General features: G+C 51.7%; 23 protein-coding genes. 6 read left to right on the top strand and 17 right to left on the bottom strand.

From position 1 onward, the window contains the following. Positions 1-2: 2 nt before the first annotated feature. Positions 3-1,517 carry a tripartite tricarboxylate transporter permease gene (locus KZZ10_RS03620; protein ID WP_259660146.1) on the bottom strand — a complete coding sequence of 505 codons (1,515 nt, stop codon included), beginning with the start codon at positions 1,515-1,517 and terminating at the stop codon, positions 3-5. Positions 1,518-1,532: 15 nt separating this feature from the next. Then, the gene (locus KZZ10_RS03615; protein ID WP_259660145.1) at positions 1,533-1,991 is read right to left on the bottom strand and encodes a tripartite tricarboxylate transporter TctB family protein; all 459 of its coding nucleotides are present in this window, start codon (positions 1,989-1,991) and stop codon (positions 1,533-1,535) included. Positions 1,992-2,237: 246 nt separating this feature from the next. Here KZZ10_RS03615 and KZZ10_RS03610 point away from each other — a divergent pair, with 246 nt between their 5' ends. Then, positions 2,238-3,215: a hydroxymethylglutaryl-CoA lyase gene (locus tag KZZ10_RS03610; protein WP_259660144.1), complete on the top strand. Its 978-nt coding sequence runs from the start codon at positions 2,238-2,240 to the stop codon at positions 3,213-3,215. Positions 3,216-3,230: 15 nt separating this feature from the next. Continuing rightward, positions 3,231-4,592 carry an MmgE/PrpD family protein gene (locus KZZ10_RS03605; protein WP_259660143.1) on the top strand — a complete coding sequence of 454 codons (1,362 nt, stop codon included), beginning with the start codon at positions 3,231-3,233 and terminating at the stop codon, positions 4,590-4,592. 69 nt (positions 4,593-4,661) lie between these two features. On the opposite strand, the gene KZZ10_RS03600 is transcribed toward KZZ10_RS03605, so the two are convergent. From KZZ10_RS03600 to KZZ10_RS03565, 8 genes are all read right to left on the bottom strand, one after another. Then, complete coding sequence (locus tag KZZ10_RS03600) at positions 4,662-5,330, bottom strand: dienelactone hydrolase family protein (protein ID WP_259660142.1); 669 nt, start codon at positions 5,328-5,330, stop codon at positions 4,662-4,664. A gap of 243 nt (positions 5,331-5,573) precedes the next feature. Further along, the gene (gene amt / locus KZZ10_RS03595) at positions 5,574-6,968 is read right to left on the bottom strand and encodes an ammonium transporter (protein WP_375372531.1); all 1,395 of its coding nucleotides are present in this window, start codon (positions 6,966-6,968) and stop codon (positions 5,574-5,576) included. Between the two features lie 14 nt (positions 6,969-6,982). Continuing rightward, positions 6,983-7,321: a P-II family nitrogen regulator gene (locus KZZ10_RS03590; RefSeq protein WP_259660141.1), complete on the bottom strand. Its 339-nt coding sequence runs from the start codon at positions 7,319-7,321 to the stop codon at positions 6,983-6,985. A gap of 17 nt (positions 7,322-7,338) precedes the next feature. Beyond that, positions 7,339-8,184 carry a TorF family putative porin gene (locus tag KZZ10_RS03585; protein WP_259660140.1) on the bottom strand — a complete coding sequence of 282 codons (846 nt, stop codon included), beginning with the start codon at positions 8,182-8,184 and terminating at the stop codon, positions 7,339-7,341. A 176-nt stretch (positions 8,185-8,360) separates the two neighbouring features. Then, positions 8,361-9,359, bottom strand: coding sequence for a Bug family tripartite tricarboxylate transporter substrate binding protein (locus KZZ10_RS03580; RefSeq protein ID WP_259660139.1), 999 nt, complete (start codon positions 9,357-9,359; stop codon positions 8,361-8,363). Between the two features lie 107 nt (positions 9,360-9,466). Further along, on the bottom strand, positions 9,467-10,648 hold the full coding sequence (locus tag KZZ10_RS03575) for a CaiB/BaiF CoA transferase family protein (protein ID WP_259660138.1): 1,182 nt from the start codon (positions 10,646-10,648) through the stop codon (positions 9,467-9,469). A 5-nt stretch (positions 10,649-10,653) separates the two neighbouring features. Next, complete coding sequence (locus KZZ10_RS03570; RefSeq protein WP_259660137.1) at positions 10,654-11,799, bottom strand: FAS1-like dehydratase domain-containing protein; 1,146 nt, start codon at positions 11,797-11,799, stop codon at positions 10,654-10,656. A 51-nt stretch (positions 11,800-11,850) separates the two neighbouring features. Beyond that, on the bottom strand, positions 11,851-13,416 hold the full coding sequence (locus tag KZZ10_RS03565; protein ID WP_259660136.1) for an acetate--CoA ligase: 1,566 nt from the start codon (positions 13,414-13,416) through the stop codon (positions 11,851-11,853). Positions 13,417-13,531: 115 nt separating this feature from the next. Between KZZ10_RS03565 and KZZ10_RS03560 the strand changes: the two genes are divergently transcribed. Further along, positions 13,532-14,338 (top strand): IclR family transcriptional regulator, encoded by an 807-nt coding sequence (locus KZZ10_RS03560; RefSeq protein ID WP_259660135.1) that lies wholly within the window; start codon positions 13,532-13,534, stop codon positions 14,336-14,338. Positions 14,339-14,351: 13 nt separating this feature from the next. Then, complete coding sequence (locus KZZ10_RS03555) at positions 14,352-14,777, top strand: PaaI family thioesterase (protein ID WP_259660134.1); 426 nt, start codon at positions 14,352-14,354, stop codon at positions 14,775-14,777. Positions 14,778-14,791: 14 nt separating this feature from the next. Here KZZ10_RS03555 and KZZ10_RS03550 read toward each other — a convergent pair whose 3' ends face one another. From KZZ10_RS03550 to KZZ10_RS03540, 3 genes are all read right to left on the bottom strand, one after another. After that, on the bottom strand, positions 14,792-15,577 hold the full coding sequence (locus KZZ10_RS03550) for a dienelactone hydrolase family protein (protein ID WP_259660133.1): 786 nt from the start codon (positions 15,575-15,577) through the stop codon (positions 14,792-14,794). Positions 15,578-15,660: 83 nt separating this feature from the next. Beyond that, positions 15,661-16,914, bottom strand: a complete 1,254-nt coding sequence (locus KZZ10_RS03545) for an anaerobic sulfatase maturase (protein WP_259660132.1) — start codon at positions 16,912-16,914, stop codon at positions 15,661-15,663. Between the two features lie 10 nt (positions 16,915-16,924). Further along, positions 16,925-17,440 carry a lipid-binding SYLF domain-containing protein gene (locus KZZ10_RS03540; protein ID WP_259660131.1) on the bottom strand — a complete coding sequence of 172 codons (516 nt, stop codon included), beginning with the start codon at positions 17,438-17,440 and terminating at the stop codon, positions 16,925-16,927. A 232-nt stretch (positions 17,441-17,672) separates the two neighbouring features. Between KZZ10_RS03540 and KZZ10_RS03535 the strand changes: the two genes are divergently transcribed. Continuing rightward, positions 17,673-18,680 carry a Bug family tripartite tricarboxylate transporter substrate binding protein gene (locus KZZ10_RS03535; protein WP_259660130.1) on the top strand — a complete coding sequence of 336 codons (1,008 nt, stop codon included), beginning with the start codon at positions 17,673-17,675 and terminating at the stop codon, positions 18,678-18,680. Positions 18,681-18,684: 4 nt separating this feature from the next. Then, the gene (locus tag KZZ10_RS03530) at positions 18,685-19,854 is read left to right on the top strand and encodes an epoxyalkane--coenzyme M transferase (protein WP_259660129.1); all 1,170 of its coding nucleotides are present in this window, start codon (positions 18,685-18,687) and stop codon (positions 19,852-19,854) included. Here KZZ10_RS03530 and leuD read toward each other — a convergent pair whose 3' ends face one another. Genes leuD through KZZ10_RS03510 form a run of 4 tightly spaced genes read right to left on the bottom strand, consistent with a single transcriptional unit; the run spans position 19,855 to position 23,739 of the window. Further along, a complete protein-coding gene (leuD, locus tag KZZ10_RS03525) occupies positions 19,855-20,472 on the bottom strand; it encodes a 3-isopropylmalate dehydratase small subunit (protein WP_259660128.1) in 618 nt (205 codons plus the stop codon). Positions 20,473-20,474: 2 nt separating this feature from the next. Next, positions 20,475-21,890 carry a 3-isopropylmalate dehydratase large subunit gene (locus KZZ10_RS03520; protein ID WP_259660127.1) on the bottom strand — a complete coding sequence of 472 codons (1,416 nt, stop codon included), beginning with the start codon at positions 21,888-21,890 and terminating at the stop codon, positions 20,475-20,477. Then, entirely contained in the window at positions 21,887-22,747 is an 861-nt protein-coding gene (locus tag KZZ10_RS03515; protein ID WP_259660126.1) for an isocitrate lyase/PEP mutase family protein, read from the bottom strand. The genes KZZ10_RS03520 and KZZ10_RS03515 overlap by 4 nt, the downstream gene beginning before the upstream one ends. A 5-nt stretch (positions 22,748-22,752) precedes the next feature. Beyond that, positions 22,753-23,739, bottom strand: a complete 987-nt coding sequence (locus KZZ10_RS03510; protein WP_259660125.1) for a Bug family tripartite tricarboxylate transporter substrate binding protein — start codon at positions 23,737-23,739, stop codon at positions 22,753-22,755. Positions 23,740-23,753 lie beyond the last annotated feature (14 nt).

The raw sequence follows: 23,753 nt of genomic DNA, 5'->3' as shown, positions 1-23,753 counted from the left end.
TGTTAAGCATTTTCATCGGCAGTAGCCGCCAAGGCACTGCGTTTCTTGCGGATGCTTGGCATTACTGCCGTAATAAGCAGTACGAGTGAGACAAACAGAAAGCCTGCAGCGATCGGACGTGTGACGAAAATCGACATGCTCCCCCCAGATATGATGAGTGACTGGCGCAGTGAGTCTTCCAGTATGTTCGTTAAAACGAAAGCAAGAATTAACGGCGCCGGCTCGTATTCAAACTTACGCATCAAGTAGCCGATCACACCAAAAAACAGCATCAGGTACAAGTCCATTTCACTGCCATTGATCACGTAGGCGCCTATCAGTGCAATAAAAAGGATAAGTGGAAAGAGCACGGCGTACTGAACTTTTAGCAAACGTACCCAAAGACCAATTAAGGGTAGATTAAGCACAAGCAGCATGATGTTGCCAACGTACATGCTCGTGACTGTTCCCCAAAAAAGCTGAGGATTTTTTTCAATCATCATGGGGCCTGGTGTGATGCCATGAATAAGCAATGCGCCGAGCAAAATTCCCATGACTGCGTTCGCTGGGATGCCCAGAGTTAGCAGCGGAATAAAAGCGGCTTGGGCGGCTGCATTGTTGGCAGATTCTGGCCCGGCCACGCCGGCGATAGCCCCATGACCAAAGGTTTCAGGGTGCTTGGATAGGCGCTTCTCAACACCATAAGAAATGAAGGAAGCGAGAACCGCTCCACCGCCTGGCAAAATGCCAAGACAAAAACCGGTAATCGAGCCGCGCGCAATAGGCATCGCCGAGTCTTTCCAGTCTTGTTTGCTAGGCAAAAGATTTTTGACTTGTTTGACTACAACACTTTGCTTGATCGTTTGCTCGACATTGAGCAATATCTCGGACACGCCAAACAACCCCATCGCGAGCGGGGCGATGCCAATACCGTCGATGAGATCTGGGATGTCAAAGGTAAACCTCGGCATGCCAGTCATTGTGTCTAGCCCAACCATGCCGACTAAGATGCCGACCCCTGCCATCATCAGTGACTTCACCATTGATTTTTGCGCGAGGTAGGTCAGAATAATCAGACCCATAATCATCAAGGCAAAATATTCGGGCGGTCCGAACCTGAGCGCAATGGCTGCTAACGGTGGTGCCAAAAGCATCAAGCCGATGATGCCCAAGGTGCCCGCAATAAACGAGCCGAAGGCGGAGATGCCAAGCGCAGGGCCTGCACGGCCTTTGAGTGCCATTTGGTGGCCATCAAGCATCGTGACAACCGAGGCCGCTTCGCCGGGAATACCCACCAAGATGGATGTCGTGGAACCCCCATACTGTGCGCCGTAGTAGATGCCAGAAAGCATGATGATGGCCGTGACCGGGGAGATGCCAAATGTAACGGGCAAAAGGATGGACATCGCACCGACAGGTCCCAGCCCAGGCAACACGCCAATCAGTGTGCCAATCAGAACGCCTAAAAAACAAAACAGGAGGTTATGTGGTTGAAAGGCGACCGATAAGCCGGTGAGTAGGTTGTCTGCGAAATCCATGTGTGCGTTCTCTCGTCAGAAACCGAAAATTCCCGCGGGAAGCGAGATGTTCATGAAGAACTTGAAGACAACGTAGGTCGTTCCGATTGCAATGGATGGCACGAGTAGACACAGTTTCCAGCTTAGACCCTCAAGCCAGCGCATGATGACAATGAGAAGCACTAGGCTGCAGACAAAAAAGCCGAGTTTTTCAAATGAGAGGATAAATAGTGTGATTAGAAGGGTGATTGCCACCGCCCGTTTCCACTTTTTGCCTTTCCAAAGGTCTGTCACGCGCTTGGAGGTCGTTTGATCCTCACGATAAGACTGAACAATGATGATTAGGGCCATACAGCTGACGAAGCTGCCAGCCACGAAAGTCAGAAAGCCCGAGCCGGGCTCTTGCATTGTGCCGAGTTCTAGGTCTAGCCCGCCGTATATTGCGGCGCAGCCAAAAAGAAGCCAGAAGAGGGCCCCAGTTCTTTCCGCGTTCATCGAGAGCTGCACTGCATCGTTGTCCCCTAATATCTTCTTTTTCTTGTCGGCAATCCTAGGTCTAAGCGTACTCCTTGTCAATCAGGCACTTCCAAGGCGTCGTATCCTGACTAAGGGCCGTTTGATCACATATTGGAAGTGTCAACGGCCTGCGTTGACATCGACTTGGCGCTGGTATTACTCTGAATCCAATTATTTGTCGTTTCAAGTCGCTTACGCGACACACACTTATAAATAGGAGCAAACATGTCAGACTTGCCAAAGCGCGTACGTATCCTGGAAGAAGGCCCTCGCGAAGGGATGCAGATTGAGAAAGGTCCGATTCCGACTTCACGCAAAATCGAATTGATCGATAGCCTTTCTGAGACCGGACTTGAACAAATCCAAGTGACCTCTTTCGTGAGCCCAGCAGCTGTTCCCCAGATGGCTGATGCGCCAGAGATCGTCGCTGGTTTTAAGCGCAAGCCTGGTGTGCGTTACACAGGCCTGTGGCTAAACGACAAGGGACTTGAGCGCGCAATCGCGACACAAAAACTGGACATTCGCGGTTCGCTGTCCCTCACCGCCTCTGAAAAATTCTTGCTGCGCAATCAGAAACGCACGCTCGTTCAAAACGTTGAGGCCGTCCGCTCGATGATTGGGATGTTCAATCACTACAAGGTGCCAATTAATCGCGCTAGCATCATGGCTGTTTTTGGTTGTAACTTTGAAGGGGATATTCCGGTATCGCGCATATTGGATTTAATCCAGACCTTTCATGACCTGGCGGATGAGCACAAGTTCAAGCTCGAAGTTCTGTCGCTAGCGGACACGATGGCGTGGGCGACACCTGGCTCGATTCGCAAGGTGGTCGGTGCGGTACGTGACAAATATCCTGATCTGCAGTTGTCCCTGCATTTGCATGACACGCGCGGCATGGGGATCGCAAATGCCTATGCTGGTATGGAAATGGGCGTCGCAATTTTTGATGCGGCTGTCGCTGGCTTGGGTGGATGCCCCTTCGCATCGCATTCGGGCGCCTCGGGTAACGTCTGCACAGAAGATCTCGTCTTTATGTGTCACGAGATGGGCATCGAAACAGGCATTGATCTAGAGAAACTGATCGAGTCCGCATTGCTTGCTGAGCAAGTAGTGGGTCACCCCCTGCCTGGTTCTGTCATGAAAGGAGGCTCGCTCAATAAATTGCGTGAGAAGGTTAAGGCTTCTATGGCTGCGAACGCTTAAGCGAGGAAATCCATCATGACCGATATCACACGCGACCTCGGTCGCTTTGTCGCAAGTTTAAAGTTTGAGCAGATTCCTAAGGATGCGCTTGAAGTTATTTATACCGGCTTTGCCGATTGCGTTGGTGTGATGTTGGCCGGCAGGGAGGAGCCACCCACTCGGATATTGACTGAAGTACTTGCTCCGCAGCCCGGCCCTTCGACGTTGCTATTCGGCTCACAGACGGCAAGTGCGCCAGATGCGGCTTGGATTAATGGCGTTGCTGCCCATGCGCTGGACTTTGATGATGTTGCGCTCAAGGGTCATCCAAGCACGGTACTCGTGCCAGCTATTTTGGCAGAGGCGCAGGCGCTGGGCTCATCGGGTCGCGATATGGTGGTTGCATACGCGGCAGGGTACGAGGTTTGGGCCGAACTCGCTCGGCGCGATCCTGATCATTACCACACCAAAGGATGGCATCCCACCGGCATCTTAGGTGCGATCGGCTCGGCAGCTGCGTGCGCATCGTTAAACAAGCTAAATGCAGAGCAGTGCGCGATGGCAATCTCGATGGGTGCGTCGCAAAGTGCTGGCACCATGGCAAATTTCGGCACGATGACTAAGCCGTTTCATGCAGGGCGCTCCGCCCAATCGGGTGTCATGGCAGCACGCTTGGTGAAGGCAGGTTTTACGTCATCGACGGATGCGTTGGAGCATCCTCAAGGCTTTTTGTCTGCAGTATCTCCCGGCGGTCGCTTTGACGTGTCAAGTCCTGTACAAGCAGGTAACCCTTGGAAACTGGCGATCAGTAAGCTGTCGGTTAAGAAGTATCCTCTGTGCTTTTGTACACATCGTGCGCTCGATGGCATGTTAGACCTTGTGGCAGAACATGCCATTAATGGTGAAGAGATCGAATCGATTACCGCGATGACGAGTGCGCGCAACACCAAGGTTTTGCGTAATCACAATCCTCAAACTGGGCTCGAAGCAAAGTTCAGCATGGAATTTGCGATGGCGTCGTGTGTTGTCGCTGGACGTGCCGGGTTGACTGAGCTAGTCGATGATTTCGTCGTACGCCAAGATGTACAAGACCTGATGAAAAAAGTGATGGTTATCGCCGATGAAAAGGAGCATCCTAACCTGCCGGGCTATTCGCCCTTCGATCTAGTCACCGTCAAACTGAAGGACGGAAAGACAATTGAAAGTCGTCAAGTAGTCGCTGTGCGTGGCGGTCCCGATTTGCCCCTCAGTCGCGAGCAATTGTGGGCGAAGTTTGAGGACTGTGCACGTGTTGGACAAGTTGAGTTTTCTTCCCGTCAACTGTTTGATGCATTGATGTCTCTTGATAAGATCCCGCGCGTATCCGATTTGCCTGGACTCGCCTCAGGTAAAAAATAAAAGCGGATAAAAAAAGGCGGCCCGTGCAAAAGCGCGGGCCGCCTTCTTATTGATACTTACTACGAGCGATTAGCCTACGTGTTTACGCAGCAATTCGATTGTGCGTTCGCGCGCCAATTTTGCAGATGCCGCATCATAGGAGCCCCGTTGGTCGCAGTTAAAGCCATGACCAGCTGGGTAGAAAAAGCTTTGCTCTTTGGGATAGGCAGCTGCTACGACTTTTGCCTGCTCGAGTGTGATTGAGTGATCTGTTTCACCAAAATGGAACATGACTGGGCACTTTGGAGTTTCCTTCAGGAAATTCGGAATTGCGCCGCCGTAATAAGGTGCTGAGCAGCTCAGACCCGCGACACGCCCTGCTGCGAGCCAAGCAAGCACGCCGCCCCAGCAATAGCCTACGATTCCAGCCTTCCCCGCTGCCTTGCCGTACTCCAGTGCAGCGGCGACATCTAGCATAGCGTCATCGAAGCTGATTTTTTTCATGATCTCAACGCCGGCAGCGATATCGGGCTGAGTGTAGCCTGCGTCGTACTTGCGCTGGCCGCGATCAAAAAATGCGGGTGCTATAGCCATGTAGCCATCTTGTGCATAGCCATCGGTGACGGATTGAATATGGCTGTTCACACCAAAGATCTCTGGTGCGATTACAACGAGTCCACGAGGTTTGCCTGAGGGCTCGGCAACGTAAGCGTCAAATTGGTGGCCGTCTGAAGCCTTTAGTTGTACGAATTTACCCATTTGTATCTCCTGTTAGCGCAATGCTGCGGTATGGTGTGTCGTGAATTATAGGCACAGTTCAGCCTAGGCATCGCTAAAATCTTATTGGGAAAGACGCCTAAGCACATAAGTGCGAGGTTGCAGCATAGAGGATGAGAGGCTTTTTGTGCAACACCGCGCAACAAGCGTCTTCGCCCGAATCCAGCTACAGCAGGGCTCGGGCGAACAAGCGATGCGCCGCGCGGGAATGCGCGGCGCTAGGCTTTAGTTTTCGTATGCAGATTCGCCGTGCGAATTGATATCCAAACCTTCGCGTTCCTGATCTTCAGGCACACGGATACCAAACAACATGTCCGCGATCTTAAAGGCGATATACGCAACGACAGCAGACCAAACCAAGGTAACGAGTACACCCTGCGTCTGAAGCCATACTTGACCAGGGATTGAGTACTCTGGGGATGCCGCATTGGTGATGTAATCAAAAATTCCAGTGCCGCCCAAAGCTGGTGCTGCAAATACGCCCGTCAATATTGCACCGAGAATTCCGGCAACTCCGTGAATGCCGAAGACGTCTAAGCTGTCGTCGGAGCCAAGCATGCGCTTGAGGCCACTGACGCCCCACACGCAAGCAAAGCCGGCAACGGCGCCAATCGCCAGCGCACCCATTGGTCCGACAAAGCCTGCCGCAGGAGTAATTCCAACTAAGCCAGCCACACAGCCTGAGGCGGCGCCCAGCATGGAAGGCTTGCCTTTCAATACCCATTCAGCAAAGGTCCAACCCAATACGGCTGCGGCGGTTGCTAACAAGGTGTTTGCGAAGGCCAAAGCAGCAGTACCGTTCGCTTCGAGTGCCGAGCCAGCATTAAAACCAAACCAACCAAACCACAGCAAAGATGCACCCACCATCACATGAACCATATTGTGTGGCTTCATCGGCTCTTTACCGAATCCAATGCGCTTGCCGATCACGAAAGAGCCAACCAAGCCAGCGATTGCTGCGTTGATGTGAACAACGGTACCGCCTGCAAAATCTAATACGCCTTTTTGAAACAACCAACCAGCTTTGGCGGTCACGGCTTCAAGCGATGCTGCATCCTTGATATCGTCTGGACCAGGCCAGGACCAAACCATGTGAGCGATCGGCAGATACGAGAACGTGAACCAGATCACCATAAATACTAAGATGCCTGCAAATTTTGCACGCTCCGCGAAAGCACCGACAATCAGGCAGCAGGTAATTGTGGCAAATACACCTTGAAAGGCCATAAAGATCAATTCAGGAATGACAACGCCCTTGCTGAAAGTTGCTGCAACGGATTCTGGTGTGAGTCCTTTAAGGAAGAGGCGATCAAATTTGCCAATGAAAGCGTTGCCTTCGGTAAACGCAAGGCTATAGCCATAGATGGACCAAAGAACGATGATCAACGAAAAGACCACCATACACTGAACCAATACCGACAATACGTTTTTGCTGCGGGTGAGACCGCCGTAAAAAAGTGCCAAACCTGGCAGAGTCATGAGCATGACCAGCGCCGTACAGATCAACATCCAAGTGGTATCACCCTTGTTTGGCTCAAGCGCTGCTGCCACCGCTGTGAGGGGTAAAGTTGCCGCAGCAAGCAGACCCGTTGCGAGTAGATTTTTAATAGTATTAGACACGTTACACCTCATGTTTAAAGTGCTGAAGCACCGGTTTCACCGGTACGAATGCGGACCACATGCTCAATGGGCGAGACAAATATCTTTCCGTCACCGATTTTTCCGGTACGGGCGGATCTTTCGATCGCATCAATCGCGGTCTCAACTAAGTCGTCCGACACGGCGACTTCCAGTTTTATCTTCGGTAGGAAGTCGACCGAGTATTCAGCGCCACGATAGAGCTCAGTGTGGCCCTTTTGACGACCAAACCCTTTAACTTCGGTGACGGTGACACCTGAGACGCCGATGCCAGATAGTGCAGTACGAACCTCATCAAGTTTGAAGTTTTTTATGATTGCTGTGATTAGTTTCACGAGTAGCTCCCTGAGATTTAAAACGTTTTGGTCAACGAGATCAGGAATCCCGCTTTACCAAGATTTTGTGCGTTGGGGTTCATATAGGCCCCGTTTTTTGCATTCGTGCCGACGTACGCAACGGCACCTGCGAAGCCGCTACCGAAGTCTTTTGTCACGCCAAGCTTCCAATCGGTATAGGAAAAGAGACTGGCGTTTGAAACACTGCCGTCTGCGACACGACCAGCAACGGCTTGATAACCTACATGTCCGTTCAGAGAAAGACCCCACACGCCAGTGTCGTAGTTAACGGTTAGGTCCGTATAGTTAGAGCCGGTGCTATTGAAGGCTCCAAAAAGAGGTGTGACGGCATACGAAAATTTCACATACCCTGTGAAGGCATTGAAGGTGAAGTTCTGGGCGATGTAGAGTTCAGTTGTGTTGGGGTTTGTTGCGAAGGCAGATAAATTAGAGGTGGGGTAGTAGTACTGGAGTACACCAACGTCTGCAGCAAACCCTTTGGACCATTCGTGTTTAAAGCCTGCGTAAAAATCCATTTCGATCGGTGCCGAGGCACTATTGCCGAGCGTGGAGGCGGCATCAGAGATCCAACTAATGGAAGAGTTCCAGTTGCCGATGTAGAAGCCACTGGAGTGCGCGTAGTCGAAGCCACCTTGAATAGCCGGCTGAAAGTTTGATTGGGAGATGCCACGATAGCGATAGTCGCTTACAAGCGTGAGGTTTGCGGTGAACGGCCCAGGTGCTGCAGCTTCTGGAACAGCGGCTGGTGTTGATTGTGCAAAGGCGCTTGCGCCCAAGCTGCAGGCGGCAAACATGGCGGCGGCAGATAGCGAGGTAGCGGTACGTGTGTAGAAGGTAGTCATAGAGCCCCCAAAGATTTGACGGAAAATCAGGACTTCGGGAGGTACTCAAGCAAATCCCATGCCAGCCCGTATGGGGCTAGCTAATGGGAAAGCAGTGGGGAATTGAGCGGCGTATCAGAGCGATGCGCCAGAAGAGGGAAACCAATTGCACCATATTGGTGCAATTGGTTTTTTACTTAGTCGGCAGTCATTTTTGTTCGGATGATCACATCCTTCCACTTCGCAGTTTCAGCTTTGATGAACGCGCCGTATTGCTCGGGAGTGCTGCCCACGACAATGGTGGCTTGATCCACGATGCGTTTGTTGACGTCGGGCATCGCTAAAACTTTTGCAACATCCTGAGAGACCTTGTCAACGATTACTTTAGGGGTGCCCGTCGGTGCCATAAAGCCGAACCAAGCGGTAATCTCAAACCCCTTAACACCAGACTCGATCATGGTTGGAACATTTGGCTGGGTCGAAGACCGAACGTCACTTGTGATTGCAAGGGCTTTCAATTTGCCAGCATTCAAATGTGGCAACAGTACGGGAGTGTTATGAATCAAAAGATCAATCTGCCCGCCTAGCCCGTCGGTTGTCATCTGTGCACTTGACTTGTAGGGTATGCCCACCAACTCAATTCCAGCCACGAGATTCAGCAGTTCCCCTGTCAAATGTTGAGTCGTGCCGGGACCTGCTGTTCCGTAACGGATTTTGCCAGGATTCTTTTTTGCCAGGGCAATCAAATCTTGAATGTTGTTTGCTGGATGTGTCGGTAGTACCGTGATCCAGTTCGGTGTCTTAGTTGCCAGGCTAACGGGGATCAAATCCTTTTCGGGACTGAAGGACATCTTAGTTGGCATCAGGCTCGGTGCAACCGCGATTGGTCCAATGGTGTTGTAGAGATAGGTATAGCCATCCGGGGCGGCCTTTGCCACGCGATCGGCACCAATGAGGCCACCAGCACCGACAATGTTTTCTACAACGACAGGTTGACCCCACATCTCGCTTAATTTTTGGCTAATCAGACGGACTTGTCCGTCTGGTGCGCTACCAGGAGGAGCGGGAACGATCATGCGGACGGTTTTCTCTGGCCACTTGCTTTGTGCTGAGGCGTCGTCTGCGGTCATGAGTCCATAACCCAGCACACTAGCCGTAAGTGCAAGGGATAAGCTGCGAGTAAGATTTTTTTTCATGTTGTCTCCATTAGCTCAGTAGAATTGACTGATAAATAATTCTAAACGCCCTTGGTAGGTCTTAGGACCGCTCGCTTTCCCTAGTGAAGGAAGCGCCTACAAGGCGATCAATCGGGCTTATCCCGCTTCAGAATTTCTGGGTTGTGCTCGCCAAGCTTAGGTGGTTTGCGCCCGGGCTGACCGGGGGTAGCCGACAGCTTGATAGGCAGCCCTAAGCCTTGATAGTCAGGGCGTTTGACCCGCATGTCGCGCGCCACGACGTGGGCTTGTTCAAGTGCTTCGGCGACATTGTGAACCGGACCGGCTGGGATACCGATATCCATCAAACTCTTACAAAGCTCAGCGCGTGTAAATGGTTTGAGCGCTTCATCCATTGCCTGATGCAACACTTCGCGGTTTTCAATTCGACTCATGTTCGTTTGAAAGCGCGGGTCTATTGCAAGATCGTCACGACCAATCTTCTTACAGAATTTAACGAATTGTGCATCGTTCAGTATGCCTAAAAACATTTGCCCATCACCCACATCAAATCGGTTGTAGGTTGGGATATTCGGATGGGCATTGCCCCATAAGCCTGGAGTCTTTCCTGACGCCATCCAGTTCACTGCATGGGGGATCAGTAGACTAAGCGCAGTATCAAACAACGTGGCATCAACCCGTTGACCGTGACCGATTCGTGCGCGCGCCAACAGAGCCATCGTGATGCCAGCAAAAGCGTTATATCCCGTCACAATATCGACAATCGGTATGCCGGTGCGCATGGGTCCAGTATTGATGTCTCCATTGATGCTCATGAGGCCACACATGGCCTGCAGCACTGCGTCGTAACCGGGTTGCCCCCCCAACGGGCCCACTGCGCCAAAACCAGAAATGCCGCAATAAATGAGCTGTGGAAACTTCTTTGATAGAGATGCCTCGTAACCTAGGCCCCATTTCTCCATCGTGCCTGGAACAAAGTTTTCAATCAGTACATCGGCTTGAACCAAGAGTGCCTCAATCACGGCGCGATCGTCGTGTTTGCTCAAGTCGAGTTCGAGGCTCCGCTTTCCCCGATTTAATGCAGAGAAATAGGCAGCTTGTCCGGGCTCAATGAAGGGCGGGCCTAAGTGTCGCGTTTCATCGCCAAGCCGCGACTCAACTTTAATCACGTCAGCACCGTGATCCGCCAACATTTGTGAACAGAGTGGCCCTGCGACAACTCTGGAGAGATCTAGGATGCGTACGCCCGCCACGGACCCTGTTGCATGATCGCGATCTAACCATGCGTGAGGATGTATGGGGACGTTCATAGGACTTAGCCTCGACTTGGAAGTTGAACGATCGCGGAGCCTAATACAGACAGCTCGTCATTTTGATTATGTGCCTCTTGTGCAATCGCCACGAGGTGCCTGTCGCCCTCTTTGTACTTGCGTGTGACTTTTGCCTTGATAAACAACATATCTCCTGCTGGATTATGCCGACGAATTTTACAGTCGGCTTGACGCAAGAATCCATCGTCGCCCATCCAGTTTGTGAGTTGATGCGTGAGCCAAGAACTACGTTCTGGGCCGTAGTCATAAGCGCCTGGCGCTCCGACTTCAAGAGCAAACTCCTCTTCCCAGTGCACACGTTCGGGCACGTCTGGCACGCCAAAGCGATTCTTGATGCCTACGCCTGGGTGTGCATCAATCAGCTGCCAGGCCAATTTATTTGCGCGGATGTACAGGCCACCCCAGCCTTGTGCATAGGCAATGAAGCCCGTAACGGTCATCGGTCCCTTGAACAAAACGGGAAGTTCTTCACCTTCGGCAACATCCTCCCAGTATCGTGGTGTTGCGCCTCGAATCTCTTCATTCGCGTACAGCTTGTAGGCCTCTTTGATTTCCTCGTCTGAGTAAGCAACCTCTCCTTTCTCCGCAAGGGCCTTATATTTTGTGCCTTTTTCACGTGCGTGATCGCGCTCAGTACGGAAGCACCAGCTATCCGCCTCGGCAAGCTTGTCACCTGTTTGATTGAAGAAGTCGACATGATAGATTTGCTGAACGGCCTTGCCAGCGAAGCGTGTTTCATGTTCGATGCAATCTTTAAGATATGCTTCAGTGCTGATTACGTCATTACGCTGCGCATGCTTATGCCACGTCCAGTCTGAGCCAGACCACATTGCATGTACACCGGGCAAGCCACCGACATACCCCGAAACGATACGACTCGTCGAGTACAAAAAGCTTGGAAGCGCGATGATGCCACCGTGGCTCGTTTTCGCAGCATAGGCTGGGTCGCACCACAGCGGATTGTCGTCACCGATACCGTGCGCATAGTGTCGAATGTTATCCCGGGTCGCCTCGTAGCACCAAGGCTCAGCCGTTGCGCCGATCTTGACGCCAATACGTCGTCTTAGGTCATCAAGACCCTCTTGCGTAATCTTTGGAAAGTTTCGTTGCCCGGCGGGTGATGATGACATGCCTATCTCCAGATCATTTAAAAATGATGAATGTTGTAAGTGGTTCGTTAATCAAGGCGTCGATGCGGTCGCGAGATGCACCGCATGAGCTTCCCGTAATTTCTTGCGGTGAACTTTGCCTGCTGGTGTTTTAGGTAGCTCCGCAAGGAACTCAATATGCCTAGGGTATTCGTGTTGGCTTAAGCCATTACGCACAAGATCTTGAATTTCCTTTCGGAACAAGTCATCTCCCTTGCGTGAAGACACGACGTAGGCTTTGACCGCCTGTCCGCGCAGCGTGTCGGGCACGCCGATTGCAGCCGCCTCTTTGACGTCGGGGTGTTTTAGGATTGCATCTTCGATTTCGACCGCACTCATCGTCCAGCCAGCAGAAATAATGACATCGTCTGCTCGGCCACCATGAAAGAAGTACCCGTCAGCATCAACGCGTGCGAGATCTTTTGTTGCAAGCCACTGGCCCTTGCGCCAAACCATCAAGTCACCCGACACCCCGGGTGGGCAGGGATTGCCCGTCGAATCTTGCACTTGTACTTGCGCCCCAGGGATGGCTTTGCCCAAAGAGCCGCGCTTGACGGTAAAGTCCTCTGCGCCGGGGTAACTAACCAAAATCACACCTATTTCGGTCGTCCCGTACATACTGCATACAGGTAGGCCAAAGGTTTGTTCAATAAAATCTTCTGTCGCACTGTCGATCGGCTCACCAGTAAAAGACATCTTTTCTAGGGCGTACCGATACTCTTTCGCCACGCCCGAGTTTTTCATCATGCGATAGTGCGTTGCCGCAGCTGAAATATTCGTAAATTGATGCTCTTGCAGCCCTCGCAACAGAGTTTTGGCATCAAATTTTCCGGCAAAGGCACCTACCGTTAACCCAAGTGCCATGGGGGCGAGCGTTCCATGCCAGAGTCCGTGTCCCCATGCCGGTGAGGAGGGACACATGTAGCGATCGCCTGGTCGCAATCCTGTCCCGTATAGCGCTGCAACCATCAGCGTGACGATTGAACGGTGCTTGTGCCGGACCGCTTCAGGAAGTTCTCGAGTAGTACCTGAGGTGTATTGGAAGATCGCATAATCTTCCGCAAGGGTGCTGGCCTGAAACGACCCGGAGTAATCATCGAGATGGCATATAAAAGTGGCATCTGCTAACACTGAACGTTTACGCATTGATGGATCGACAATTTCCATCTTCTCGGCGTTGGTAATAAGAAGAGCCGGTGAACAGTCCTGCAGACGAAGTCGTAGCCCATCGGGACCGAAAAGCGTAAACAGGGGAACTGCAATGGCGCCGGCCTTAATGATGCCGAAGATAGACGCGTAAAAAGCAAGCGAGGGTTCGAGCATGACAGCCACTCGGTCGCCGGGTTCGACGCCACGAGCTTGCAGAAAATGTGCGACTTGCGAAGACCGTTGCGAAAGCTCTTGGTAAGAAATAACCTCGTCAGGGCCGTCTGCGCGAACCACAATTACGGCGGTTTGCTTGGAGGCCGCATAGCGATCAACGCACTCATGCGCAATGTTTAGCTTCTGCCGGTCGCCATCAAAAAGCTCCCATAGCTTGTCAGAGGAAAAAAATTTCTGAGCATCGGCGTAAGACGTGTATTCGGTGAGGCGAGTCATGTTTAGTCGCACGGTAGGGTGACACGGTGGATGACTCAATGTAACGAGACACTCTATTATTGTCAAATAAGAACGCTTATTGTATTAGTACAATAAAATGATTATGATAATGCATATGATTAAGCAAACAACAAAGCGGCCTGCGGCAACGCCCCAGCCCAAGCCAGTGGTGCGCACAAGGGCCGTTCCCGCTGTTTCCCGAGCAATCGCAATTTTGCGGTTATTGGGCAAAGTGAAGGAGCCTATGGGCGTTAATGCAATCGCCCAGGCCCTGGACTTGATCCCCAGCACTTGCCTGCATATCTTGCGCACCCTGGTCGATGAAAAACTAATATCCGTCGATCGCGACACCAAGCGGTACCGACTAGGAATGGGAGTGCTCACCCTTGCGCGCAGTGCACGCGAGGCAAACGCTTTTCCATTAACAGTTCAGTCTGGGCTCGATCGGCTTTCCTCAAAGTGGGGAGTGACGGCGATTGGCGTTGACGTGACCGATCAAGAGCAGATGGTGGTGGTTGCACTTTCTCGATCAAGCTTGCCGTTTCGATTACATGTGGATGTCGGCAGCGTATTCCCAGCATTGCTCAGTGCGACTGGACGACTTGTCGCTGCGTTCGGTGGACAGCCAATGCCTGAGCTCAAGCGGCGTTTCCAGAAATTGCGATGGGATAAACCGATGGATTTCGAGGCTTGGTACAAGGAGGTAGTCTTCGCCCAGAAGCATCATTACAGCATCGATCGAAACACCTATATTGCTGGACTACATATCGCAGCGGTGCCGGTGCTAGATGATGCAGATCGCATAGCGCAGACCATCGTGTGTGCGAGTCTTGCTGATCAACTCACCAAGTCGCAGCAGTTAGAGTTAGTCACGGCTATGCAAAAAGAGGCTCGGCTATTGGTCCGACCAAAATTCGACTAAGGAAAATCTCACAATGTCTTCTACGTTCGACCCCGCTACGCAGGGCTGGAAGTCTCTCAAAAGCAAAGGTTTTTTCGCGGAGGTGGGCCCATTGTGGAGTAGGCCCTTAGGCCACGGATGGGAATACGGCTTGCTCGTTGAGCCTAGGCATGAAAATGGTGTTGGTGTTGTGCATGGAGGCATGCTAGTCACTTTGCTAGATCAAGCTGTGAGCATGATCGCGTGGGCCGCCAATGACCAGCAGCCCTGCACAACGATTCATCTTGATACGCATTTTGTTGCACCAAGTGTTGCTGGTGACTTCATCGTTGCACGTGGTGAAGTTGTGCGCAAAACATCGTCTCTAATTTTTTTGCGTGGCACCTTGTCCGTCAACGATAAGCAGGTCATGTATGGGCAGGGGATCATGAAGATCCTGCATAAGAAACAGACTCGCTAGCGTACGGTGTAGACCTAGGGAGTTTCCAATTGGCGCAACAGCGATCTCAGCTTGTTATAGGCGTCTTCCCTTGCTTCCGGGTTGGGACCTGAATGCACGCCTTGCCCAGGTGAGACTCCATTTGGAACTTCTGGTCGAAACTGGACCTTGCCAATAGGGCTATCGAACCCATGGTAGGCCTCTTCGTAAACCCAGACTGTCGCGCCTACACTTTTGCCAAGTTCGATACATGGTTGAGGCGCTGTCCAGTCATCCTTGCCTGCCAAGAACATCGTCAGTGGAATATTCGTTTTATAGCCACGTTTTAGCTGCTCAGAGCAGCCGGGATAAAATGCGATTGCTTGATCGATAAGGCCTTTGGCTGGTTCGCCGCGTTGTGTGCGCTCGATGGTTTGGAGCACTGCTGAGCCGCCGTGAGACCAGCCTAGAATGACGGTCTTCAGAGGCCGCGATGGCTCCTCCCCAGACCATTTCTGCTCACGTACCCATTGGGCAGTCTTTAATGCGTCTAGTCTTCGGTGGCTACTATTAATTGTGCGTTCGGAAAACTTTTGAGTACAAATTTCTCGACGCCCGCGCGGTGAGAAACTATCAGGGAATAATGCGATCCAACCGGCCTCGGTAATGAGCTTTGCCATACTGGCATGACGAGCAGACAGCTCAGACGCTCGCGATTTGGCGCTAGACAACAAACCACCGCACCCATGTAATGCGATGACGACCCCTTTGGGCTCAGTGTGTGGCAGAAAAATATGAAGGTTTGTAGGCCGCTCAGCTTGTGCATATGCAAGCGCGCTCATGGTAAAGGTTACAACGGCTGCAATAAGATTCTGAAACTTAAACATAGAAGGCCTGTCCTTCAGGTGCGGCAGTGGGCGCAATGTCAGCGAGGCAAGTGGCCGAGCTGTCGCAGGATACGAATGACATCGGGACCGATGTGCTGATAAAAATGAAAGAGTCCAGAGCATAAATAATTTAAGCCGGGCTCACCATCACGCGTTTTGATCAGTCGATTTTTTGGGCACTCACCCCAGCACAGTTTGAGGTAGTCACAGCCATGGCACTGCTTCGGTAAGGAGTTTCGCTTGTTCATGCCAAACTCTTTCTGTACTGCTGAGAAGGCGAGATCACCCAGGTGCGTTGTGTGAATGTTTCCGATTCGATATGCTGGATAGACAAAGTGATCGCAAGAGTAGACTTCGCCATCGTGCTCTACTGCGAGACCCTTACCGCAAAATTCGGCCTGCGTACAGGTCTGAGCCGGCATTCCAGCGGCTTGTGCGATGGCGGTTTCGAACAGATTGACATGAATACGTCCAAAGTCTGTCGCGAGCCACTCGTCCCAAACTCCCGATAGAAAGGTGCCATACTCGTCAGGATCGACAGACCAGTCTGTGACAATTGAAAGCGGATGACCAGGCTTTGCGCGGGGGCTGTCTTGCATAGGGGCTGTGGATTTGTCTAGCCTGCCTGGTGCGCTTTGCTTAAATGTGGCGGGTTCGACTGCTGGATTGAACTGCACACGCCAAGTACCTAACTCGTCTACCAAGAATCGATACACTTCCTTTGGATGCTTCGCATTCGCGCGGTTGACCACACACAGTGCCGCAAATGGGACCTCAGCATCGCTCAGCTTTCGCGCAGCGGCCATCACCAAATCAAAGGTAGATTTTCCGTTGCGAGTCTTGCGATAGGTGTCGTGAAGTTCACGAGGCCCATCGATTGAAAGGCCCACATGAAAATGATGCTCTTTTAGAAATTTGACCCACGTGTCGTCAAGCGCAATACCGTTTGTTTGTAAATCATTTTCGATACGCTGACCCGGCTTCGCATACTTTTTTTGTAAAGTAACGACCCGGAGAAAGAAATCTAACCCCATCAGTGTGGGCTCACCGCCCTGCCATGAGAAGACAACTTGGTCACCAGTTTGGCTCTCAATGTACTGCCGGATGTGTTGCTCCAACGTTGTGCCATTCATGCGAGCATGGGCAGGATGTTCGAGCAGATCCGTCTTGTGCAGATAGAAGCAATAGTCGCAATCGATATTGCACTCTGCACCTGATGGCTTGATCATCGCGTGAAAGCGATAATGTCTGCCTTCGGGCAGTGGCGGCAGTTTTAGCTCAGGTGCGGACATGGATAGACAACTATTTATTGATACGCGTGATCTTATTGCCTTGAATGCCTACCCCTGCCATCAGCCCTTTCTGGCTAAAGACAAAGGCGTAGATATCGTTTTGCATGGTTGTTGTCGTGTGTGAGACGCCCATTCCCTGATCGATCACGACAACACTAGGGCCGACTCCGACCTCGAAGCCCTGCGTCACATTCAGCGAATTCAGCGCATTGTCTTTCATAAAGAACATGGCATAGCCATATTCCTGCACGCCCGCTTGAAACCCAAACGAGGCCCCGCCGGTGTTGTAGAAGGCAGTTGCTTTACCATCACGCCAAAGAACGCCCTCGCCATATTGTGCTCCAACCATCAGGCCGGCCTTTTTGACGCTAGGGAAAACGAGCACTGCAGCAGCCCGCGCATTCAAATCCTTCGCGATTTGATTTTGAGCGAGTAGATTGTTCAACGCGTTTTTTGAGTCGCGCTCAAGTGCCTCGCGTGACTCAGCGTACGCTGTGTTTGCAGCACAAACAAGCAAGGCACTCATGACGATACTCAGAAAATAGCGAAGTGATTGGAAGCGGTGTAGCGCAAAAAACATGTAATACCTCAACTTTGACACTGGAATCCTAAGATATTAGTATAAGTTTGAGCTTGTAAATGCTCACGCGATACATCAATGTTTTACGAAAAGTGGGACTAGACTAAGCAGAGCGTGCAGCATACGACCTATGGCGTACCGACGCTTCAATTACTCCAAACAAAATACAACAGGAGACATGATGTTGATAAAAGCCGTTATTGAGCGCACGTTAAGTGCCATCGCATGCATTGGTACTGTGGCTGCTATGGCATTACCAAATACTGCCGCTTCGCAAGCAGGTGCCGCTACAAATTTCCCAGATAAACCAGTCAAACTCGTTGTGCCGTTTCCCGCTGGAGGGGCATCCGATATTTTGGCACGTCTGGTTGGTAAAGAGTTGTCCGAGCTGTGGAAGCAGACGGTGCTGATCGAGAATAAGCCGGGCGCGGCGGGTCACCTTGGTGGGCAATACGTGGCCGCGTCCAAACCAGATGGCTACACCATGCTTGTCGCTGATCTAAGTATCTTGACGATGACGCCAAGCTTGATGGATAAGATGACCTACAACCCTGCAAAGGAGCTGACCTCGGTCGCCATTTTGGCTTACTCACCACACATTCTGGTGGTGAAGAATCAGATGCCGGTGAAAACATTCGACGAGTTTATTGCATACGCGAAAGCTCAAAAGAATCCCGTCAGTATTGGCGTGACCTTGGGCACATCTACCCATTTGGCTGGCGTCGTCTTGAGCAAGAGCCTTGGCTTTGAGTACAACTTTATTGGGTACAAGGGTGGCGCGCAAGTTGTGAGCGACTTGGCGGGTGGTCAGATTGACTCGACGTTGAATAGCTTTTTGGCCACCTATCCAATGGTTAAGGCAGGAAACTTCAGGTTAATCGCCGTTGCTAGCCCGAAGCGCTTTGGGCAAATTCCCGACACCATGACCATCGCTGAACGCTCACCAGACTTTGTGACGGGTTCGTTCCAAGGTGTTGTCACTGCAGCGGGCACCCCGCCAGAGATTGTGGCCAAGATTAACGCAGACATCATGAAAGTCGTCGCCAAACCCGAAGTACAAAAGCGTTTCGCAGAGCTTGGCTCGGAAGGCGTTCCTTACAACCCGGTCGCCATGCAGAAATGGCTCGTGGATCAAACGGCATACTGGGGTAAAGTGATTAAAGACAACAACATCAAGCTTCAATAACATCATGCAACATAGCAACAAAAGAATTCTTACAACACACACTGGTAGTCTTCCGCGCCCGCTCGAGCTGGTGCAGATGTATGCGGATCGCGCCAACGGGGCTGAAGTAGACCCTGCCGCTCTTGAGTCGCTTGGCCATCAAGCCATGCAAACTGCTGTCGATCTTCAGCTCGCCAATGGTATCGACGTTGGTAACAATGGTGAGCAACAGAGGGAGGGATTCTTTCTGTACGTACAGCGGCGGATGTCAGGGTTTGGCGGTACGTGGAAGCGGTTTTCGCGCGGGGATGTTGAGCGCTATCCAGAATTTAAAAAAATGCTAGAACAGCAGTCTGGCGGAAAGGTTGCCGTCAGCAACTTCTTGCCTCCGCGCGTAACGGGAGAGGTTCGCTATATCGATCCTGATTTGGCCGCGTCTGAGGCGCGAGATTTTCGCAGTACGCTCAATGCACGAAAAGAAAAGACATTTACTGAGGCGTTCTTGACGGCCCCCTCACCCGGCATCATTGCTTCGGCCTGTAAAAATGAGCATTACGACACCGAAGAGGCGTATCTCGCTGCCTTGGCCGAAGCGCTGCGCCTTGAGTATGAGGCGATCGTTGAAAATGGCTTTATTTTGCAGATCGATTGTCCCGACTTGGCTCTAGAACGACACGTTTCCTATCATGATGAGTCGGACGCAAAATTTTTAGGTTTCATTGAGCGTGTTGTTTCAGCCATTAATGTGGCGTTACGCAACATTCCGCAAGACCGTGTCCGTATGCACGTGTGCTGGGGAAATTATGAAGGGCCTCATGATTGCGATGTGCCGTTACGCAAGATATGGCCTGTCATTCGTCAGACGAAGGTTGGTGGTTTTGTACTGCCCTTTGCGAATGCTCGACACGCTCACGAAATGAAGGTCTTGCGGGAGCAACCCTTACAGGACAACCAGGTAATTGTCGCCGGTGTCATCGATGTATTGACGAACTTTGTCGAGCATCCAGAGGTGATTGCTGAGCGTCTTGAGCGAGTGGCCGCAGATGTCGGAGACCCAACGCGCGTGTTAGCAGGAACCGATTGTGGCTTTGATACGTCGGCGGGCATGGGACGTGTCGCGACCGATGTGGTCTGGGCAAAATTACGCGCACTTGCTGAAGGTGCGCGTATCGCAAGTGACCGCTTGATTAAGTAGTTAAACCGAGTAAGCCCAGGGTCGCTTCGCCCGATCAGATGTTCTGAATTGTTCGATTGATTCAGATTTTGAAAGTGTGAGAGAGATCTCGTCGAGACCCTTCAACAACATTTCTCGTAATGCGGGTGGAGCGGTAAAGCTAAAACGCTTGCCGCTCCCTGTACTGACACAGAGTGCCTCTAAATCGACGGTGATCTTGTCGTGACCGGAGCTGGCCTCGACTTCGGCAACAAGCTCTTTGATTTGCTCAATCGGAAGCTCGACCGGTACGATCCCATTGCGATAGCAGTTATTAAAAAATATCCCACCAAACGACGGTGCTATCACTGCGCGAAATCCAAACTCCCGAAGCGCTTTTGGCGCCCGTTCACGTGATGAGCCGCAACCAAAATTTCGATCTGCAAGCAAAATTTCAGATTGATCGAAGGGCGTTTGATTCAAAATGAACTCAGGATTGGGTGTTCCATCCGCTAAGAAACGCCAACCATTAAAGAGATGCGCACCATAGCCTTTGGCATCTGTCCCTCCAAGAAAAAGCGCAGGAATGATCTGATCCGTATCGATATTGATACGCATGAAGGGTGCCGCGACCCCCGTAACACGCTGTAGTGCTTCCATATTTAGCTGAGCTCCCTAGCGTCTGCGATACAACCCATGATGGCAGAGGCTGCAACTGTTGCAGGACTGGCAAGATGCGTGCGTGTCTTGGGACCTTGTCGCGACTCAAAGTTTCGATTTGTCGTACTAATGACGCGTAAATCCGCAAAGCGATTATCACCAATATGCCCACAGAAACCACAGGCAGACTCGTGCCATTCGAATCCAGCGTCTTTAAAGATTTTGTCAATGCCCTCGGCCTCTGCCGCGCGTTTAACCGGAGTAGAGCCCGGCACACAAATGGCCTGAATCCCCGCTTTTACCTTTCGACCTTTTAGGATCTGCGCAGCGGCACGCAAATCGGTGAGGCGCGCATTGGTGCACGACCCGATATAAGCAACGTCTATGGGAGTGCCGCGAATTGGCTCGTCTGCGTGAAGTTTCATATAAGTCAGAGCACGCTCACCCAACGCATTAGCCTCTTTATCGACGGCTTGGCTAGGTCTTGGCACAGTTGCGCGAATACTACCTACTTGCTGCGGACTGATCCCCCAAGTCACTTGGGGTTCGAGCGCATCACAATCGATCGTAATTTCTTTATCAAAAACTGCATCATCATCGGTTTTAAGGGTTCGCCAGTAGCTTGTCGCTTTCTCCCACGCAGCGCCCTTTGGTGAAAACTCTGCACCTTTTAGATACGCAAACGTTTTTTCATCTGGGGCGACAAAACCGTATTTGCATGAAAATTCGATAGACATATTGCAAAGAGTGAGTCGGCCGTCGATCGGAAGATCCCGCACCGCACTGCCTGCGTATTCCGTTGCATAGCCAATGCCACCCTGAGCCCCGATCGTGCCAATTAAGGCCAAGATCATATCTTTTGCAAAGACGCCTGGCCTGAGGGTTCCTTCAAAATTCACCCGCATCGTCTTGGGCTTTGCTTGCGCAAGGGTCTGCGTGGCCAACACATGCTCCGCTTCAGACGCTCCAATCCCCCAAGCGAGTGCGCCGACTCCGCCTATCGTGCTGGTATGGCTATCGCAACACACTAAGGTCGCACCGGGGAAGGCAATGCCCAGCTCAGGAGCCACGACATGTGCAATACCTTGTCGTGGATCGTCGTAGTCGATGAAGTGCAGTCCGTATTTTTTAGAAGCGTCTCGAGTGGTCTGTATCATCGCAGGACCACTAGACGAAACAGAGTCGCAGGGCCCTCTGCCCGGTTGTGTTGATATCAAGTGTTCAATAACAGTAAAGACTTGTCCGCGACTAATTGGCTTGCGCCCAGCTTCTTCAAGTGCCCTCAGTGCTTGGCTGCCAGAGAGCTCGTGTAAGACAAGGCGATCGACTTGTATCAGATCGGACTCTTGGTCAAGCTTAGCGATGACGTGATCACGCCAGACTTTATCGAAGAAGGTGGTTCCGGTAGGCGGCTTCATGTGTAGCGTTTCTCTAGTTCTTTGTAGTGATCAGCATTGAGTGCTGCCTGGCGTTCAGCAAACATCATGAGCTGTGACTCAAATCCTGTGATTGACCCGTGCGCAGCCAAGTGCTGCATGGCATTCTGCATGGCCAACATGGACGCTTGTAGAGCAGCATTGGCATAACAGATCACAGAGTATCCAGCAGCTGCAAGCTCTTCGCGCGGCAATAGGGGAGTCTTGCCACCGATGACCATATTGCAAAGGTGAATGCCTGGTACAGCTTTAGGAATGGCTAGCAATTCCTCTTTGGTCAAAGGCGCTTCAATAAATAGAAAGTCTGCACCAGCCTCCTGATAGGCTCGTGCCCGATCGAGCGATGCCTCAAACCCTTCGATGGCGCGCGAATCGGTGCGAGCAAGGATCATGAGGTCTGGATCGTGTCGAGCGTCAACAGCCGCCTTAATCTTCGAGACCATTTCTTGTGTGGAGACGACATCTTTGCCATCAAAATGACCGCAGCGTTTAGGGTAGGTTTGGTCTTCTAGCATGATGGCATTCGCACCCGCACGCTCTAATAAACGAATCATCCGTCTGGCATTGATTGCATTGCCAAAACCAGTGTCACCATCCGCCAAAATAGGAATGTCTACGGATTCTCTGATAGCCGCCACATGCTCAGCAAGTTCGGTCACAGATACCAATCCAAGGTCCGGTACCCCAAGGTAATTGTTTGCAACCGCCGCGCCACTAACCAACATCATCTTGTGTCCGGCTGCGGCAATAAAGCGTGCGGCAAGGGCGTTGCCCGCACCCGGCATGATGTGTCCGGCGCCGACGGTTAATTGCTGGCGAAATAGTTTATTAAGTGTCATCTGCATTACTCAAATTTGATGTTGGCTTCTTTGATCACGCGCTTCCAGCGCTCAATATCCGATACGATCGTTTGCAGCAGATGTTCAGGCGTCCCCCCGACAGAGGTCGTTCCTTCTGCAGAGAAGCGCTCTGTCACAGACTTGTGCTGCAATACCTTGTTAAGTTCAACGTTCAAAAACTTAACCGCCTCTGCAGGCATACCTTTTGGGCCGGCGACAGCTTTCCAGTCAACGACGTCATAGCCCTTGATCCCTTGCTCTTCAAAGGTCTGTACATCTGGAAGATTTGGCAGGCGCTCTTTGCCAGCAATACCCAGCGCCTTCACGCGACCAGATTTAATGTAAGGAGAAGCGAACGTGGCACTCGTAAGCATCATGTCGACGTTGCCGCCAATCAAGTCACTGAACGCTTGGGACGACCCTTTGTAGGGAACGTGAACTAAGGAGATGCCCATTAGAAACGCCAGCTCCTCGGTGCCCAGGTGGGCGATTGAGCCAATTCCTGCAGAGCCATGCGTAAGTTTCCCAGGCTTGGCCTTCGCCGCACTGATTAGATCTTTTGCGTTGTTCAGCGCAGATGATGTTCGAACGATCATCACAACGGGGTCTCTTGACACCATGATGATAGGTTGCATGTCTTTGATTGGATCAAAGTTTAGGTTCTTACCAATCGCGGCTTGAATGGCGTAGGTGCTCGACATGTTGAGCACCATATAGCCATCGGGCGGTGATTTCAGAACGAACGATGATCCGATAATTCCACCGGCGCCCGCTTTATTCTCCACGGCGATCGATTCGCCAATTTGTTCACCGAGCCGCTGCGCGAGCAATCGTGCGACGGCATCGCCGCCGCCGCCCGCCGCGAATGGCACGACGAAACGAATCTGTTTGTTGGGATAAGCGGACTGTGCGAAGAGTGCGCTAGGGAGTGCAGTGACTCCCAGTGCAAGAGCTGTTTGAAGTGCGTGAGCGAGTACGGTGCGTCGATGCATGAGATGTCCTTGAT

This window comes from Zwartia hollandica (assembly GCF_019923725.1).
Taxonomy (GTDB): domain Bacteria; phylum Pseudomonadota; class Gammaproteobacteria; order Burkholderiales; family Burkholderiaceae_B; genus Zwartia; species Zwartia hollandica.
This window is presented reverse-complemented; position numbering and strand designations above follow the sequence as displayed.

Coding starts and splice junctions, on each gene's coding strand:
- KZZ10_RS03620 (WP_259660146.1), bottom strand. CDS start 1,517: ATGGATTTCGCAGACAACCTACTCACCGGCTTATCGGTCGCCTTTCAA.
- KZZ10_RS03610 (WP_259660144.1), top strand. CDS start 2,238: ATGTCAGACTTGCCAAAGCGCGTACGTATCCTGGAAGAAGGCCCTCGC.
- KZZ10_RS03605 (WP_259660143.1), top strand. CDS start 3,231: ATGACCGATATCACACGCGACCTCGGTCGCTTTGTCGCAAGTTTAAAG.
- KZZ10_RS03585 (WP_259660140.1), bottom strand. CDS start 8,184: ATGACTACCTTCTACACACGTACCGCTACCTCGCTATCTGCCGCCGCC.
- KZZ10_RS03530 (WP_259660129.1), top strand. CDS start 18,685: ATGCAACATAGCAACAAAAGAATTCTTACAACACACACTGGTAGTCTT.
- KZZ10_RS03555 (WP_259660134.1), top strand. CDS start 14,352: ATGTCTTCTACGTTCGACCCCGCTACGCAGGGCTGGAAGTCTCTCAAA.
- leuD (WP_259660128.1), bottom strand. CDS start 20,472: ATGGAAGCACTACAGCGTGTTACGGGGGTCGCGGCACCCTTCATGCGT.
- KZZ10_RS03580 (WP_259660139.1), bottom strand. CDS start 9,359: ATGAAAAAAAATCTTACTCGCAGCTTATCCCTTGCACTTACGGCTAGT.
- KZZ10_RS03540 (WP_259660131.1), bottom strand. CDS start 17,440: ATGAGTGCCTTGCTTGTTTGTGCTGCAAACACAGCGTACGCTGAGTCA.
- KZZ10_RS03545 (WP_259660132.1), bottom strand. CDS start 16,914: ATGTCCGCACCTGAGCTAAAACTGCCGCCACTGCCCGAAGGCAGACAT.
- KZZ10_RS03535 (WP_259660130.1), top strand. CDS start 17,673: ATGATGTTGATAAAAGCCGTTATTGAGCGCACGTTAAGTGCCATCGCA.
- KZZ10_RS03570 (WP_259660137.1), bottom strand. CDS start 11,799: ATGTCATCATCACCCGCCGGGCAACGAAACTTTCCAAAGATTACGCAA.
- KZZ10_RS03520 (WP_259660127.1), bottom strand. CDS start 21,890: ATGAAGCCGCCTACCGGAACCACCTTCTTCGATAAAGTCTGGCGTGAT.
- KZZ10_RS03565 (WP_259660136.1), bottom strand. CDS start 13,416: ATGACTCGCCTCACCGAATACACGTCTTACGCCGATGCTCAGAAATTT.
- KZZ10_RS03615 (WP_259660145.1), bottom strand. CDS start 1,991: ATGAACGCGGAAAGAACTGGGGCCCTCTTCTGGCTTCTTTTTGGCTGC.
- KZZ10_RS03600 (WP_259660142.1), bottom strand. CDS start 5,330: ATGGGTAAATTCGTACAACTAAAGGCTTCAGACGGCCACCAATTTGAC.
- KZZ10_RS03510 (WP_259660125.1), bottom strand. CDS start 23,739: ATGCATCGACGCACCGTACTCGCTCACGCACTTCAAACAGCTCTTGCA.
- KZZ10_RS03515 (WP_259660126.1), bottom strand. CDS start 22,747: ATGACACTTAATAAACTATTTCGCCAGCAATTAACCGTCGGCGCCGGA.
- KZZ10_RS03560 (WP_259660135.1), top strand. CDS start 13,532: ATGATTAAGCAAACAACAAAGCGGCCTGCGGCAACGCCCCAGCCCAAG.
- KZZ10_RS03550 (WP_259660133.1), bottom strand. CDS start 15,577: ATGAGCGCGCTTGCATATGCACAAGCTGAGCGGCCTACAAACCTTCAT.
- KZZ10_RS03575 (WP_259660138.1), bottom strand. CDS start 10,648: ATGAACGTCCCCATACATCCTCACGCATGGTTAGATCGCGATCATGCA.